Raw genomic sequence first — 16,086 nt, forward strand, 5'->3', positions numbered from 1 at the left:
CCTTACGTTTTGTACGAAAAGTAGTGCCTGAGGCATCTACGGATGCAAGCAAGCGTGAACATTGCCGAGAAGCTGGTCGCCAACTTGTCGTAACGGGTGGCGATGCGTCGACAGGACTTGAGCCAGCCGAACAGCCGCTCGATGACGTTGCGCTTGCAATAGCTGGGCTTGTTCAGTATCCGAGGGCGGCCAGGCTTGGGTTTGCGCACGCCCTTGCGCTGCGGGATCACCGGACGGATGCCGCGCCGATCGCAATAGCGGCGTAAGTCGTCGGCATCGTAGCCCTTGTCGGCGAGCAGTTGGCGGCAACGGGTGCGCGGACGACCTCGATGAGCGCTGGGCAAGCGGACCTGATCGAGGAGCGGTTGGGCATGGCGAATGTCGCTGTGCTGGCCTGGGGAGAGCAGAAAGCTCAAGGGAACGCCCTTGGCATCGCAGAGCAGGTGGATCTTGGTCGTCAGGCCGCCGCGACTGCGCCCGAGCGCATGGCTCAGCGGCTCCTGCGGCCCCCCTTTTTTCCGCCGCCAGCGGCGGCGCGCGTGGCACGGATCGAGGTCGAGTCGATCATCCAGGTCTCCAGATCGATCAACCCATCCTCGCGCAGCCGAATGTGCAGCCGGTCCAGGACCTTGGTGAAGGTGCCGTCGTCACGCCAGTCGCGAAACCGCTGGTAGACCGTCGACCAAGGACCGAAGCGCTCAGGCAGGTCGCGCCACGCTGCACCCGAGCACAGCACCCAGAAGATGCCGTTGAGCATCAGGCGGTCATCCCGGCGTGGGCGACCGGTACGCTGCGGATGGGAAAACAGATCGGCGATCAGCTCCCAGGCCTCTTCTGGGAGTTCGTAACGTCTCGACATCTGGCCTCTTCTCCTGCAAGAACGAGGTCAGTGTAACAAGCAGGGTTTTCGTACAAAACGTAGCGGTTCAACCCGTCCCCTCGGCCCCCTGCTCGGCGAGGCGCTCGAAGGCGAGCACGGAGAGGACGCCGAGGAGACAGGCGATCAGGGTGCCGATCAGCAGCGGGTCGCCGTGGTAGGCGCCGGGGAGGACGTTGCTCTCGGCGATGATCTTGTGGGGGGTGAATCCATCGGCGGCCATCACGATCCCGCCCTCGGCATCGCGCAGCCAGTCGACCGGGTTGCGCCAGGGGTAGATCTTGTTGAGCGAGCCGATGAGGAAGCCGGTGAGCAGCGCCAGGGTCTGGGCGTGGAAGCGGTGGAAGGTCCAGGAGAGCAGCCGCGAGAGGGTCATCAGTCCGACCACGCAGCCGAGCACGAACACCCCGAGCACCAGCAGCCGCTCCGGGCTGTAGTCGACCAGCACCCCCTTGAGGGTGTCGTGGATGATGAACTGGTACATGCCGAGCAGGAGCAGCATGAAGCTCCCCGAGATCCCCGGCAGGATCAGCGCCGAGATGGCGATGACGCCGCAGCAGAAGACGAACCACAGCGCCTCGGAGCCCTGCGCCGGGGTGAGCACGGTGAGCGCATAGGCGAACACCGCACCGAGTACGAGCAACCCCAGCCCGGTGGCATCCCAGCGCTCGATGCGGCGGGCCATGTGCAGGATGGAGGCGAGGATCAAGCCGAAGAAGAAACCCCACACCAGCGGCGGATGGTGTTCGAGCAGCCAGGAGACGGTGAACAGTCCGGTGAGCAGGCCGACGACCATGCCGCCGAGCAGAAGCGTCAAGAAGTTGCCGTCGATCGTCCGCCACACACCCGCCACCCCCTCGCGGCGGGCGACCCCGACCAGCCCCGGACCGACGGCCCGGATCGCCTCGATCAACCGTTCGTAGATGCCGCTGACGAAGGCGATGGTGCCGCCCGAGACCCCGGGGATGATCTCGGCCACCCCCATCGCCGCGCCACGCAGCACCACCCCGGCGCGCCCGATGTCGATCGCCGGCGGATTGCGCATCGCCCCGCTCACAGCTTGAAGCGCTCCAGCCGCTCCTGGAGCTGCGCGGCGAGTCGCGCCAGCTCGGTGCTCGCTGCCGCGACCTGGCTCGACCCAGCGGCGCTCTCCTCGACCACGTCGGAGATGGTGTGGACGTTGCGGTTGATCTCCTCGGCCACGGTCGCCTGCTGCTCGGCGGCGCTGGCGATCTGGGTGTTCATGTCGTTGATGGCGGTGATCGAGCCGTTGATGGTGCGCAGCGACTCGCCGGCGCGGCGTGCCTGCTCGACAGTCTGCTGGGCCATCGTGCGTCCCTTGTCCATCACCTCGACGGCGCCGTTGGCACCGCTCTGCACCCGCTCGATCTTCTGCTGGATGTCCTCGGTGGAACGCTGGGTGCGGTTGGCGAGGGTGCGCACCTCGTCGGCGACCACCGCGAAGCCGCGCCCGGCCTCGCCGGCACGCGCCGCCTCGATCGCGGCGTTGAGCGCGAGCAGGTTGGTCTGCTCGGCGATGCCACGGATGACATCGAGGACATCACCGATCTCGCGGCTGTCCTCGGAGAGCCGACCGACCACCTGGGCCGAGGACTCGAGTTCCTGGGCCATGGCCTCGACCGCGGCGATCGCCTGCTCGACCACCTCGCCGCCGCTATCGGCCTCGCGGTTGGTCGCGCGTGCGGCCTCGGCCGCCTCGCCGGCATGACGGGCGACCTGCTCGACGGTGGTGGTCATCTGGTTGATCGCTGCGGCCACCTGCCCGGTCTCGGTCTGCTGGCGGGCGATCTGCTCGCGCGCCTGGGCGCTGGCGGCGGAGAGTTCCTCGGCGGAGGTCGCCACCTGATTACCCACCGAGGCGACCTCGCGCAGCAGGCGACGCATGCTCTCGACCATCATCGAGAAGGTGGCGAGCAGGCTGCTGGTATCCCCCTCGCGCACGCGGATGTGGGCGCCGAGGTCACCGTCGGCGACCTGATTGACTACAGCGAGCGCATAGGCGGGTTCGCCACCGAGACGACGCAGCACGTCACGGGTGATGAACAACCCGAGGGCGATCGACAGCACCAGACCGATGCTCATCAGGATGGTGCTCACCAGCACGGTGTGCTTCGAGGCATCGATCGCCTCGGCGACGGCATCGTTGGCGAAGCGGTTGTTGATCATCACCATGGACTCGACCATGGCGCCGAGCCGGTCGGAGATCGGGATCATCTCCTGGACCAGTTGCATGTATTCGGCCCGTGTCTCGGCATAGACCGCCTGCGCGTCGACGCCTTGACGCTGCGGGGCCTGGAGCATCCGTTGCGTCAGCACGTCGAGCTTGCGGTAGACCGCTCGCCAGGCGTCGTACTCGGCGTTGAAGGCGGCAAAAATGGCGACCTCGTCCGCGGTCTTCTCGAGCGCGGCATAACGCTCGAGCACCGTCTCGACCTCACGCCAGGAGGCCTCGCGCTGGCGCAGCACCTGCTCGAGCAGCTTGCGCGTACCCTCTGTCCAGTCGGCGTGCATCTGCGCCTCCAGCGACTGGACGCGGACCTGCACCCGCTGATAGTTGAGATGATTGAGCGCGATGATCGCGGGCAGTCGCACCTGACCGATACGCACCACGTCGGCCCGCATGGTTTGCTCGCCCTGAATGGCACTGAGACCGATGATCAGGACGATTGTCGCCACCAGCAGGAAGCCCACGAGTAGCTTGGTCTTGAGAGTGATCTTGTCCAGCATGCGCGCTCCGGATCGGGAAGACTGACCGCTTATTGTGACACATCTCGGATGCCTGTCATTCAGTCAGATTACAGCACAAAACGCTGATCCCTCTGGCTATTTCCCCGAATGCTCCCCACCAAGTCGCAAAGCCGCGCATCAGCACAGCGGTAGCTGCTGCTGACTGGTCTCACGCACCATCGCGCAGCCGCACCCCGCCCCGGCCAGGGTGCGGTTGCGACCGGCACGCTTGGCGGCATAGAGGGCCTCATCGGCCTGAGTGTAGAGCTGGTCGAGATCCATCCCCGGGCGATGAGTGGCCACGCCGATGCTGGCACAGACCCCGACACGCACCCCTTCGGCGGTCTCCGACGAACAATGCTCGATGGCCAGGCGGATACGCTCGGCACACTCCATGGCATGCGTCAGGTCGGTCCCCGGGAGCAGGATCACGAACTCGTCGCCCCCCATGCGCACGCACAGGTCGGAGGCACGTGTCGCCGAACGCAGCCCCTTGGCCACGGCCTGGAGCAGCCGATCCCCCTCGGGATGGCCGAACTGGTCATTGATACGCTTGAAGCCGTCGAGATCGAGCACCAGCATCGACAGCGGTCGCGACTGGCGCACGGCATCGGCCAACCAGTGCGCCCCTTCGCGAAATAGCGCGATCCGGTTGCCCAGCCCGGTGAGCGGGTCGGACTCGAGTTGGGTGAGCACGGTCTGATAGGCCAGTGCATTCTTGAGCGCCGGAGCGGCGAGTCCGAGCAGCGCCTCGATCCGCTCCTGCTCGAGTTCCGAGAACCGTCGTCCGCGCATCAGCACCAGTCGCCCCATCTCGGCCCCGCCGAGGGACAGGTCGTATTCCAGGCGGTGACGATCCGACTGTCCGCCCTCGAAGGCCAGTCCCTCGGCGGCATTGAGATATTCCCAACCGCTGTGACAAACCAGATCGAAGAGGAAACGATTGAGCATCGTCAGCACCCGATCGAGATCGAGCGAGGCGGTGATCGCCTGCAGGAATGCGACCGGATCGACACTCTTCGGTTCAGGCTGGGTGACCGCCTCGGACGAGGAGACAAGGGTGAGATGCGGCGTATCGGCTTGACTGATCGAACTCACGGTGGCGCGCCCCTGGAATGTTGTTTGTCTAATGGGTAGCGAGAATCACGCCAAAAAATATTCTTTTTTAAAAACAAAGACTAACATTGAAAACTTTGACGGCAGCAATCAGCAAGACAAAATCTTGACGCTCCCTGGCTGTGACGCCTCCGAACGTCGTTACACGGATTCGTCGAAAAATCGACACCCTCTGCCGACCGCGTGCATGGGCGGCGACCAAGATGCCGTCTATCGATATGGGGAGTAGGAAAGCCCGTCGCCCCGGTGCAAGCGAACGGGCGTCCTGGAATCCGGTTGGAGGGAGATTACTGACCGAGACGTTCGGGGACTTCGTCCCAACCCGACTTGATGGTGCGGAGCAGATCCGAAACCTCGTCGAGCGCTTCGGGTTCGTTGCGTGCGTTGCCCTCGAGCAGGCGTCGCGACATATAGCTGTAGAGGGCGTCGAGGTTTTCGGCCAGCTCGCCACCTTGGTCGTGATCGAGGACCGCGCGCAATGACTCGATGATATTGATCGCCTTGCTGAGTTGCTCGCCCTTGGTCTGCAGATTGCCGTGCGTCATCGCACCGCGAGCCACCGCGATCCGCTCGACGGCACCCTCGAACAGCATCTGGATCAGACGATGCGGACTGGCAACCGCAACCTCTGCCAAAGGTCCAGCCTGACGGTACTGGTTGAGTTCCTTACGCATCGCATACATGGTATCGGCCACTCCCGACGAATGGTTGCAGTTTTGGAGAGTGATCAGCGGATCGGGGGAGGTCTCAGGCCTCTTCGGTCAACCCGATGCCACTGATGCCGGTGCCATCGCGCATCTGCGCCATCAGCTTCAAGGCATGTTCCGGCGGTATCTGGCGAATCACTTCGTCGCGCTCGGCATCTCTCACCGTGACCACGACCTGACCGGAGCCATCGTCGAGGCTGAACTCCAGCGCACGCTGGTTCGCCTGCAGGTAGTCGTTGATCGACTCGACGACCTGCTCGAGCATCAGGGTCGAACTCTTTTCCTCCCCTTCAGCCGGCTGACGTTGCGCCTCGGCCTGGCCGGCCCGCTGCTGTTCCTCCAGCGGGTTGCCGCCCGTCACGGTCTCCACACCACCCGACGACGCCTTCTGCTCACTGGCCTTCGCCGCCTGTTGACGGTCACCGCGAGCCGCCGTCCCAACCTCATCCTGCGGATGCGTCGGCTGTGAGCGGATCATCACGCCTGCTGGAGCTTGGGTCGATTCAATCATCACTGTCTCCCCGGTTCCCTGCAGCAGGACGCAGCAATCGTAGATGCCTGCCCGGTACGGCCTCCCCTGCCTCCCGGTCGCGTCGCGGGTGCCACCCTAAAGGGTCTGACTCCCGATGCAGACCTTCGCCAACGGTCTGCTTAGCTGACACCATGGATAACGGCACCCCTGCTGTTTTCTTTAACCTGACCATGCAATCTTTTCTCACCGTCAGTTCTGCGCCGTATTGGGCAAGCGGTCGACAAGCCCCTCGAGCTGGCTGCCCGTGGACTGGAAGGTACTGACGATGGACTCCATTGCGATGAACTGCGACAGCAGCCTGGCCTCGACACCCTCCATGCGTCGATCGAGTGTCTCGCGCTCTTCCCCGAGCTCGGTCAGTTGATCCTGGATGTTCTCCTTGCGCATCTCGATCGTCCCGGAGCTGCTGAGGAACCCATCGACCAGCCGGCTCAGCTCGCCGGCGAAACCGCGCGAGAAGGAGATATCGAAGGCGCCCTGGCTGCTCGCACCGGCGACCACGCTGAAGTTCAGACCATAGGCGGGCGAATCGAGCGCGGGCAGCAACTGATTGCCGGCACCGAAGCCTTCCACGCCATTGATGGTGCCGGCGACATCGATCCCGGCCGTCCCGGTCAAGCCGGTGTGCACACCGAGATCGGCCATCGAGGCGCTGGCCTCGGTGAAGGCCACCGTGGAGGCCGAGCCGTACTCGCGGGAGACGAAGCTGAAGCTGTCGGTGGCGTCGTCGTAGAGCACATCGACCTTGGTGCCGGTCGCCTTGAGCGTCTCGTCGCTGTTGATCAGCGACTGCAGATCGCTGCGCAGCTGCTCGGTGGAGTCATAGGTGCCGCTGAGCGCGATCGTTCCGGACTCGATACCGTCGACCGCTACCTTGAAGCTGTAATCACCGGCTGACGTATCGAGCGCGGTAGTAAAGGTTTCAGTGGCACCATCGAAATCGGCCTGGGTGATGGCATCGGCGAGCAGCTCGCCGCGGCTCGGGTCCTGGGTGATCTCGACCTCGAAGCTACCGGCATCGACCCGCCCGGCGAAGGATCCCAGATTGACCGAGACGGCGCTGTTCATCGAGGTCGTCTTCAGCGCGAAGAGGTCTTCCACCAATTGGAAGTTGGCGCTGAAGGCGGCGCTGAACTCGTCTTCCTCGATCGACAGCGACCCATCGCGTTCGGTACGGATACCCAGGTTGGTCAATGCGGTGAAGCCGCTCTCGAGCCCCTGCACCTCGCCGCCGACGAGTTCGCGCAGACGATCGACCATGGCGCGCGCCGTGCCATCGCTGGCAAGATCACCACGCGACAGCGCACCGTTCTCGTCACGCACCAGCTCGCCGGCATCGTCACGGGCATAGCCGATCAGGCCCTGGGCAGTCTTCTGGAAACTGTTGTAGGCATCGACGAAGTCGCGCACGGCCTGCTCGGCGAGGCTCTTGTCCTCACTGATCGAGAAGGTCAGCGACTCGCCGGGACTCGCCTTGTTGAGGGTGAAGTTGAAGCCCTCGATGACGTCATCGATGTCGTTGCTCTCGCGCGAGACCTGCAAACCGTTGATCCGCAGCAGCGCATCGCTGCCCTGCTGGACCTCGGTGACATTGGCATGGTTGGCGGCATTGAAGGCGAAGTCGTCGAGGCTGGCGTCATCGCCGCTGATCTCCAGCGCGTTGGCCGCGCCCGAGGGGGCGGTCAGCATCAGCTGGTACTGGTCGTCGACCTTGAGCACCGAGGCCTGGACGCCGCTGTTCTGCTCGTTGATCTTGGCGGCGATGGCGTCGAGCGAGTCGCTCGCATCGATGCTAACGGTCAGCGCCTCGCGCTCGTCGTTGGCAGTGAAGCTCGAGGGCGCATCGCTGCCGTCATAGGTCCATTCACCGAAGCGGATGGTCAGCTCGCCCGACTTGCCGAGCGCGCTGTCGCGCTCGCTTTGGGTGCCCATGGTCAACGACTGGGCGCGGGCGATGTCCTCGACCTCGATCTGGTAGCTACCGGTCTGGGCGCCGACGGCAACGCTGTTGGCGGTGATGACATTGGTGTCGGGGATGGCGACCGAGCGGGCGTTGAACAGGTCGTTGCCCGCCAGCGAGCCAAGGCTGTCCTGCAATTCACCGAGCGCGCTGCTGAGCTTGCCATAGCCCGAGATCTCGGCCTGCAGCCGCTCCTCGCGCGCGGAGATGCGCTGCTCGGCCGGAGCGCGCTCGATCTCGACGAGCTGTGAGACCAGGCTGGTGATATCGATCCCCGAACCGGCTCCCAGACTGGAAATGATGTTGTCGGCCATGTTCGTCGCTCCTCACACGCTCACGCCTGGTCGTTGAAGATCAGCCCCGCCAGCCCCTCGACATACTGCGCGAACTTCAGGGTCTCCTCGCTGGGGATCTGCCGGATCAGTTCATCGGTCTCGGCATCCACGACTCGGATCACGGTGCGATCGGCCTCTTCGTCGAGTTCGAAATTGAGCATCCGGCGCGAGCCGCCGAACATCTCGTTGAGTCGTTCGACGGCCTGGTCGAGCTGCTCCTTGGAGGCCTCTGCACGCTCGGTTGGCGTCTCGCCGCCGGCGGGGCTCTCCTGGGTACGCGTTTGCTGTTCCGTCGCGAGCGCGCCGGGGGCGCGCTCGAGTCGTTCGTTGGCATCCCGCTCCGCGGCGCTCGTCCCGGTGTCGCGCTCGGAGCGCGACGGCGCCGGTGAGGGCTGCTGGATCGGAGTGATATTGCTTAGAGTATAGGATTCACTGGCCATCGGTCTTGCCTCCCTCGGCTCGACCGGGTCGCCCCCTGAACGGGGGCGACCCGTTTCCTAGCGGCCGGGACCGGCGGTTACTGCAGCAGCGAGAGGACCTGCTGCGGCGCCGAGTTGGCCTGGGCCAGCATCGCCGTGCCTGCCTGCTGCAGCACCTGGGCCCGGGACAGTGCCGCGGTCTCTGCCGCGAAATCGGCATCCTGGATCCGCGACCGCGAGGCCGAGGCGTTCTGCGAGATGTTGGTCAGGTTGCTGATGGTGAAGTCCAGTCGGTTGTTCACCGCACCGAGGTCGGAGCGCACATCGTCGACGCGTTCCAGGGCGTTGTCGATCGCCGTCAGCGCCTTGTTGGCCCCCTCAACCGTCGAGATGTCGATGCTCGAGAGCGCCTGACCGTCCTCGCCGCCGCCGAACTCGCCGACACTCAGACCGGAGTAGCTCAGGTTGGCGTTGGTCCCTCGGGTGATCTCGATCTCCTGGTCCGAGTTCAGGGTGAACTCGCCGACATAGGTCGTGGCAGCCGCATTGAAGCCTGCGGAGGCACCGTTGGTGAGTGTGGCAACGATGTTGCGGCCGTCCTCGGCGACCAGTTGCACACCACCACCGTTGGCGGTCCCGTCCTCGCCGGTGTCGACCGCGGTCACGCCGGTCTGATCGGAGATGGCGTTGATCGCACTCACCAGGGACTGACGGTTGGCGCTGGTGTTCGAGGCGCCGTCGAGCGTGGTGAAGCCGGTGATGGCCACCCCGTTGATGGTACCCGCGACCGCCGCACCGGTGGTCGACTGCACCGTGGAGTTGTCGGCCCGGTTCTGGTTCACCGTCGCGGTCACGCCGGTCTGGTCAGAGACCAGGTTGACGGCCGCAGCCTTGGAGATGGCGCTGTAGGCATTGCCTGCCGAGGAGGCGGTGTCGTCGGTCGCGTAGGACGGCCCCACGGAGACGCCGTTGATGAACACGTTACCGGCGGTCATCGCCTGGGTGGTGTCGTTGAGGTTCGAGGACACCTGGGTCTGGGTCCCGGTGTAGTCGCCCTCCATGAAGCCGGCATCGGCAGCCGAACCGGTCGCGCCCGACTCGATCTTGATCGGCTCGCTCCCGTCGGAGACCAGAGTCACGGTCCCCGTGGTGATCGACCCGGTATCCGAGGCGCCAGCCAGGCCCAGACCGGTGTTGGCCGCGGTCAGGGCACCGGTGGTGTTGTGCAGCGCGATATTGCGACCGTCCTCAGCCACCAGGGTGATACCACCGTTGTCGGTCCCGGTGTCGACCGCGGTGACCCCCGTCTGCTCGGCCTTGAGGTTGATGGCCTCGACGATCGAGGAGCGCGTGGTAGCCGCATCGGCCGTCGTGGCCAGGTTGACGGTGACCCCGTTGAGGGTGATGGTACCGGTCTGTGCGGCGGCCGTCATCGACGTGCCACCGAGCTGGGTCTCGCCGACGATGGCGGTCACGCCCGTCTGGTCGCTCTTCTCGTTGATGGCTGCGGCCGTCGCAAGCGCGCTGGCGCTCTTGGCCTCGGACGAGGCGGTATCGGCCGCCGCGGTCGCGCCGCCGATCGCGATGCCGTTGATGACCAGGTCGCCGGTGCCGAGTCCCTTGACGGCGGCCGTGGCGAGCGGGAAGGCATCGGTGGCCGCGCCGGCACCGGTCCCGGTCCGGCTGAAGGAGCCGACACCCGCCGACTCGTCCACGCCGAGCGAATCGGCATCGATCTGACCGATGTTGACGCTGATCGTCTGTCCGCCCTCGGGACCGATCTGCAGGTTGACCTCACCGAGCGACCCGTCCATCAGGTTCAGGCCGTTGAAGGAGGTGCTGGTGGAGATGCGGTCGAGTTCCTGGACGAGCTGCTGGACCTCGTTGTTGAGGGTCGAGCGGTTGCCGCTGGTGTAGGTGCCGTTGGCCGACTGCACCGCCAGCTCACGCATCCGCTGCAGGATGTTGCTGCTCTCGTTGAGCGCACCCTCGGCGGTCTGCACCAGCGAGATGCCGTCGTTGGCGTTACGCACCGCCTGGTCGAGGCCGCGGACCTGCGAGGTCAGGCGGCTGACGATCGCCGAACCGGCGGCGTCGTCCTTGGCGGAGTTGATGCGCAGACCGCTGCTCAGGCGCTCCATGGCCTGGCTCTGTTCGGCCTGGGAATTCGACAGATTGCGCTGTGCGTTCAGCGACATGATGTTGGAATTGATGACCATTGCCATGGCTGTTCTCCTGTTGGTCTCGAACCGGCGGGCTGTTCAGCAACAGCGGTCTGCCGTCAAAGTCGAACTGTGCTTCGTTGAAGTTAACGGCCGGGCATGGCGATCGCTTTAATTCTGTTCCACAAGCCTTCTGCCCCCGACCCGTGAGCAGACTCCCAACTCCCTTCTCCAGCCTGCCGCATGGTAGATAACGGTGCCTCGGCGGAAAATTGAAATGCCAAGCGGCAGGAAGCGTGAATCCAGTCACAGAGCCGCCCCCAGGACCGGCGGTCAGGGCATGTCGCCAAGGCATGCGCGGCGCTCACACCAACGCCGCCACATCGCCCTGTAGGCCGCCTCGATGCGCGCGATCCCACCGGGCTCGTCGCGCCAGGCGCTGGCCTCCATCTCCCCGCGCAGCCCCGCCCGGATCGCCGCCAGCCCCGCCAGGTCCGCGGCCAGCGCCACCGCCCGCTCGACGTAACCGGCCTCGTCCGGCGCGATCCACGCATCCCGGCCGATCCCCGCGAGGATCGTCGCCCCGATCCGGCCCACGCTCGGCCGATCGGCCAGGGTCACGAACGGCACCCCCATGTAGAGCGACTCCATCAGCGTCGTCCCCGAGTTGTGCGGGAAGCAGTCGAGCCCGATGTCCATCCCGCGCAGCACGTCCCACGGCGGGCTGTGGTAGCCGATCTCCAGGCGCTCGCGGGCAATCCCGTGCGCGGCGAAGCGCTCGGCCAGCGCCTGTTGCGCCGCATCGCTCACGAAGTCCTTGCTGTTGACCACCAGCCGCGAGCCCGGCACCCGGTCGAGGATCTCCGACCACACCCGCACGGTGCGGTGGTTGATCCGCACCCCGCGCGTCAGCGTGCCGAAGGTGACCGCCCCACGCTCCAGCGCCGGCAGCGCGTTCACCGCCCCCATCCCCGCGCTCGGCCGATATACCCCGCCGGGCGCGGCCAGACGCCAGGGCCGCTCGCCGAACAACCCCTCCGACCCCTCGGGCACCAGCACCTCGTCGGCAAGGAAGTAGTCGATCGCGCTCAACCCCGTGGTGTAGCCATAGCCCACCCAGGCGCTGACCGACACCGGCGCCGGCTTGCGCGCGAACACCCCCAGCCGGTTGCCCGCCGTGTGGCCGGCCAGGTCCACCAGGATGTCGATGCCGTCGGCGCGGATGCGTGCGGCGAGTTCGCCGTCGTTCAGCCCGCGCGTCGGCACCCAATGATCGACCAACGAGCGGTAGCGCGCCGTCTGCGCGTCCTCGCGCGTCAGCTCGGCATAGGCATGGAGTTCAAACCGGGTGCGGTCGTGGTGTTCGAGCAACGGTTCGAGCATGTAGCGAATCGCGTGCGAGCGGAAGTCCGGCGAGACGTACCCCAGGCGCAGACGACGCTCGGCATCGCGCGTGTTGGTGTGCGCCCGCCAGTGCGCCCGCGCCGCCTCGCCGTGACGACGATCGTAGTCGCGATAGGCGGCGTAGACCTCCTCGGCAGACCGATCCGGGTGGTAATTGATGGTGAACAAACGATTCGATTCGGCCACGGCGAACTCGGGCCTCCCCTGAATGGCGGCCGAATAGCATCGAATCGCCTCGTCATGACGACCGAGATCCTGCAGCACCCCACCCAAGTTGTTCCTGGCGTTGAGATTATCGGGGTCCTTGTCGAGCGCCATCTCGTAATAACGCCTTGCCTTGTCGAGTTCCCCCGTGTCCTTGTAGACGATGCCGATGTTCGAATAGGCCTCCGACAGGTCGGGCTTCAGCGCCAATGCCCGCCTGTAGCTCGCGATCGCCTCGTCAAATCTGCCGAGTGACTTCAACACCGCCCCCAGGCTGTTATGCGCCTCGGCATAATCGGGCGACAACGCGATCGCGCGACTGAAACAGCTCTGGGATTGCGCCAGCCTTCCAAGGTCGTGAAGAATATTGCCCAAGGTATTGAGAAGCTCCGGATCCTTGGGGTTGAGCGCCAGGGCCTGCTGCATCGCAGGGAGCGCGGAACGGCAGTCATCGCTGCGGTAGAGTACGGTCCCCATCGCCTTCCACAGGAAAAAGTCTCGCGGGTACTTCTTGCACAGCAACCGCGCTTTCGAGAGGGCTTCCTCCAGACGATTGTCCTCCACCAGCCCAGTGAGTTCACGCACCTGCCGAACCGGTGCCCGAGCGGTATCGTCCAGCGTCACCCCCTCGGTCTCGCCGCCGGTATCACAAGCAGCGACGTCGCGTATACCGAAACGTTCACGAAGACCGGCGAGAACACCGTCGTCACAGCCCGAGGCACACAGGCGTCCGAAAGTCGACTCGGCCTCCCGGCGGCGGCCCTGCCGCAAGAGCAATTCGACCAAGGAGATCAGGCATGCCTGATCCCTCGGCGCGACGACCAGCGCGCGCTCCAGGAGATGGACGCCACCACCCGGATCCCCCCTGGACTCGGCGATCGAGGCAAGATCACGCAAGGCGTCGATACAGCTCGGATCGAGCGCGAGCACCGCGCGATAGAGCGGTTCGGCAACATCGAGACGACCATCGCGATAGTGTCCTGATGCGGTTTCGTAAAGGATCTGGGCATCATTCAAGACTTCACCCTCAATATGACGCGCACCTCGGAGATGCGCCCTTTCGTGTCAAGGCGTGGGAGATGCCCGAATACGACCTCCCGAGCAGAACACCTCGAACCTTCAGTTCTCTTCACCGCCTTCCTCTGCCCCCTCCAGAGAACACCAGCGCCGCCACATCGCCCTGTAGGCCGCCTCGATGCGCGCGATCCCACCGGGCTCGTCGCGCCAGGCGCTGGCCTCCATCTCCCCGCGCAGCCCCGCCCGGATCGCCGCCAGCCCCGCCAGATCCGCGGCCAGCGCCACCGCCCGCTCGACGTAACCGGCCTCGTCCGGTGCGATCCACGCATCCCGGCCGATCCCCGCGAGGATCGTCGCCCCGATCCGGCCCACGCTCGGCCGATCGGCCAGGGTCACGAACGGCACCCCCATGTAGAGCGACTCCATCAGCGTCGTCCCCGAGTTGTGCGGGAAGCAGTCGAGCCCGATGTCCATCCCGCGCAGCACGTCCCACGGCGGGCTGTGGTAGCCGATCTCCAGGCGCTCGCGGGCAATCCCGTGCGCGGCGAAGCGCGCGGCGAGCCGCTCGGCGACCGACGCATCGGCATAGGTGCGACTATCGATGACCAGGCGCGAACCCGGCACCCGGTCGAGGATCTCCGACCACACCCGCACGACGCGATGGTTGATCCGCACCCCGCGCGTCAGCGTGCCGAAGGTGACCGCCCCACGCTCCAGCGCCGGCAGCACGTTCACCGCCCCCATCCCCGCGCTCGGCCGATACACCCCGCCGGGCGCGGCCAGACGCCAGGGCCGCTCGCTGAACAACCCCTCCGACCCCTCGGGCACCAGCACCTCGTCGGCAAGGAAGTAGTCGATCGCGCTCAACCCCGTGGTGTAGCCATAGCCCACCCAGGCGCTGACCGACACCGGCGCCGGCTTGTACGCGAACACCCCCAGCCGGTTGCCCGCCGTGTGGCCGGCCAGGTCCACCAGGATGTCGATGCCGTCGGCGCGGATGCGTGCGGCGAGTTCGCCGTCGTTCAGCCCGCGCGTCGGCACCCAATGATCGACCAGCGAGCGGTAGCGCGCCGTCTGCGCGTCCTCGCGCGTCAGCTCGGCATAGGCATGGAGTTCAAACCGGGTGCGGTCGTGATGTTCGAGCAACGGTTCGAGCATGTAGCGGATCGCGTGCGAGCGGAAGTCCGGCGAGACGTACCCCAGGCGCAGACGACGCTCGGCATCGCGCGTGTTGGTGTGCGCCCGCCAGTGCGCCCGCGCCGCCTCGCCGTGACGACGATCGTAGTCGCGATAGGCGGCGTAGACCTCCTCGGCAGACCAATCCGGGTGGTAATTGATGGTGAACAAACGATTCGATTCGGCCTGGATCTGGCCGGGTTCGAGCGCGCAAGCGCGCTCGAACCCGGTGATCGCCTCCTCCAACCGGCCGAGATCCTTGAGCACGTTTGCGCGATTGTTGTGTGCGTTCGCGTTCTCGCCGTCGATCGACAAGGCCTGTTCCAGGCAACGCAGCGCCTCCTCCGATCGTCCTAACTCATGGAGTAGGATACCGAGGTTGTTGAATGCCTCGATGCTGCGCGGATCCAGCGCCAGGACACGACGGTAGCTACACTCGGCCGCTCCGGAGAGGCCCAACGCCTGTAGCGCCAGTCCACGATTGCCGTGGGCCTCGGCCATCTCCGGCACCAACTCCAGCACCCGATCGAAGCAGCTCAACGCCTCGCGATAGCGACTCAGGTCAGCCAAGGTGACACCAAGGTTGAGCAACAGGTCGGCATCGTCCGGGCGTCGCCGCAGTGCCTCGCGATGGCTCGCCAACGCCGCCCCGGCCCGGCCCAGCGCCTGGTACGCCAGCCCCTGGTTGCTCCATGCCTCGACGAACTCGGGCTGGAGTTCCAAGGCGCGCGCATGGGCACGCAGCGCCGCCTCGGGGCGCCCCAGCTCACGCAGCAGAAGACCGAGGTTGTCCTGTGCCCGCACATAGTCCGGGGCGAGCGCGAGGGCGCGCTGGCAACACTCCAACGCCGCCGCCGGCGCCGCCTGGTCGCGCAGGGTCATCGCCAGGTTGTTCCATATCTCGGCACGCGCCGGATCGAGCGCGAGCGCGCGCCGGTAGTGAGCCGCTGCCTCTTCGAGTCGACCGAGCCGCCGGCAGACGTGCCCCAGGCTGTTGCGCAGCTCCGGGTCATCGGGGCCGAGTCGCATCGCCCGTTCGAGCGCGACCATCGCCTCGCGCATCTCGCCACGCTGCGCCAACAGGGTGCCCAGTACCTTCCAGCCGAAGGCGTCATCCTGCGCGCTCAGTCGCCGCGCATGCTGCTCGGCTTCCTCCAGACGTCCGGCGCCCAAGGTCTCGACCAGGCGCGCGTGGTCGGTCGCCACGGAGGCGCGTCCCCCATCATCGGCCGCTCCTCGTCGCCCCGGGGACGAGCGTCGCGCACCAGTGTCCCGCTCCTCGCGCAACCGTGCGAGCGCAGCCAACACCTCGGGGGCATCGGGGTCGAGCGCGAGCAACGCATGATAGACGGCCTCGGCGACGTCCAGACGACCGGCCCGATGATGCGCCGCGGCCGTCTGGAGCAGCGACTGTCGATCCTCGGACATC

At 65.9% G+C, this 16,086-nt stretch carries 11 protein-coding genes; all 11 read right to left on the reverse strand.

Annotated features, from left to right (window positions below):
• Positions 1-2 precede the first annotated feature (2 nt).
• The 11 genes from MARPU_RS17165 to MARPU_RS09025 all read right to left on the reverse strand — a co-directional run bounded on the left by MARPU_RS17165 (position 3) and on the right by MARPU_RS09025 (position 16,085).
• A protein-coding gene (locus MARPU_RS17165; protein WP_156929227.1) for an IS5 family transposase occupies positions 3-859 on the reverse strand; the annotation gives its coding sequence in 2 pieces (ribosomal slippage) (positions 3-517 and positions 517-859; 858 coding nt in all).
• A gap of 67 nt (positions 860-926) precedes the next feature.
• Positions 927-1,922 (reverse strand): DUF368 domain-containing protein, encoded by a 996-nt coding sequence (locus tag MARPU_RS08980; protein ID WP_005223822.1) that lies wholly within the window; start codon positions 1,920-1,922, stop codon positions 927-929.
• A gap of 8 nt (positions 1,923-1,930) precedes the next feature.
• Positions 1,931-3,625, reverse strand: a complete 1,695-nt coding sequence (locus MARPU_RS08985) for a methyl-accepting chemotaxis protein (RefSeq protein WP_005223823.1) — start codon at positions 3,623-3,625, stop codon at positions 1,931-1,933.
• Between the two features lie 138 nt (positions 3,626-3,763).
• Positions 3,764-4,723 carry a GGDEF domain-containing protein gene (locus MARPU_RS08990; protein ID WP_005223824.1) on the reverse strand — a complete coding sequence of 320 codons (960 nt, stop codon included), beginning with the start codon at positions 4,721-4,723 and terminating at the stop codon, positions 3,764-3,766.
• A gap of 305 nt (positions 4,724-5,028) precedes the next feature.
• Entirely contained in the window at positions 5,029-5,424 is a 396-nt protein-coding gene (gene fliS / locus MARPU_RS08995; protein ID WP_005223825.1) for a flagellar export chaperone FliS, read from the reverse strand.
• Positions 5,425-5,488: 64 nt separating this feature from the next.
• The gene (locus tag MARPU_RS17170) at positions 5,489-5,959 is read right to left on the reverse strand and encodes a flagellar protein FlaG (protein ID WP_232229453.1); all 471 of its coding nucleotides are present in this window, start codon (positions 5,957-5,959) and stop codon (positions 5,489-5,491) included.
• Positions 5,960-6,169: 210 nt separating this feature from the next.
• On the reverse strand, positions 6,170-8,254 hold the full coding sequence (fliD, locus tag MARPU_RS09005) for a flagellar filament capping protein FliD (RefSeq protein WP_005223827.1): 2,085 nt from the start codon (positions 8,252-8,254) through the stop codon (positions 6,170-6,172).
• 20 nt (positions 8,255-8,274) lie between these two features.
• Positions 8,275-8,715: a flagellar protein FlaG gene (locus MARPU_RS09010; protein WP_005223828.1), complete on the reverse strand. Its 441-nt coding sequence runs from the start codon at positions 8,713-8,715 to the stop codon at positions 8,275-8,277.
• A 77-nt stretch (positions 8,716-8,792) separates the two neighbouring features.
• Positions 8,793-10,919, reverse strand: coding sequence for a flagellin N-terminal helical domain-containing protein (locus MARPU_RS09015; protein WP_005223829.1), 2,127 nt, complete (start codon positions 10,917-10,919; stop codon positions 8,793-8,795).
• 270 nt (positions 10,920-11,189) lie between these two features.
• Entirely contained in the window at positions 11,190-13,481 is a 2,292-nt protein-coding gene (locus MARPU_RS09020) for a tetratricopeptide repeat protein (RefSeq protein ID WP_025275233.1), read from the reverse strand.
• 102 nt (positions 13,482-13,583) lie between these two features.
• Positions 13,584-16,085, reverse strand: coding sequence for a tetratricopeptide repeat protein (locus MARPU_RS09025; RefSeq protein WP_025275234.1), 2,502 nt, complete (start codon positions 16,083-16,085; stop codon positions 13,584-13,586).
• Position 16,086 lies beyond the last annotated feature (1 nt).

The sequence above is a fragment of the Marichromatium purpuratum 984 genome (assembly GCF_000224005.2).
GTDB lineage: Bacteria > Pseudomonadota > Gammaproteobacteria > Chromatiales > Chromatiaceae > Marichromatium > Marichromatium purpuratum.

Bases quoted from the DNA above. Each gene is read 5' to 3' on its own strand.
- MARPU_RS08980 (WP_005223822.1), bottom strand. From the start codon at position 1,922: ATGCGCAATCCGCCGGCGATCGACATCGGGCGCGCCGGGGTGGTGCTG.
- MARPU_RS08985 (WP_005223823.1), bottom strand. From the start codon at position 3,625: ATGCTGGACAAGATCACTCTCAAGACCAAGCTACTCGTGGGCTTCCTG.
- fliS (WP_005223825.1), bottom strand. From the start codon at position 5,424: ATGTATGCGATGCGTAAGGAACTCAACCAGTACCGTCAGGCTGGACCT.
- MARPU_RS17170 (WP_232229453.1), bottom strand. From the start codon at position 5,959: ATGATTGAATCGACCCAAGCTCCAGCAGGCGTGATGATCCGCTCACAG.
- fliD (WP_005223827.1), bottom strand. From the start codon at position 8,254: ATGGCCGACAACATCATTTCCAGTCTGGGAGCCGGTTCGGGGATCGAT.
- MARPU_RS09010 (WP_005223828.1), bottom strand. From the start codon at position 8,715: ATGGCCAGTGAATCCTATACTCTAAGCAATATCACTCCGATCCAGCAG.
- MARPU_RS09015 (WP_005223829.1), bottom strand. From the start codon at position 10,919: ATGGCAATGGTCATCAATTCCAACATCATGTCGCTGAACGCACAGCGC.
- MARPU_RS09025 (WP_025275234.1), bottom strand. From the start codon at position 16,085: ATGTCCGAGGATCGACAGTCGCTGCTCCAGACGGCCGCGGCGCATCAT.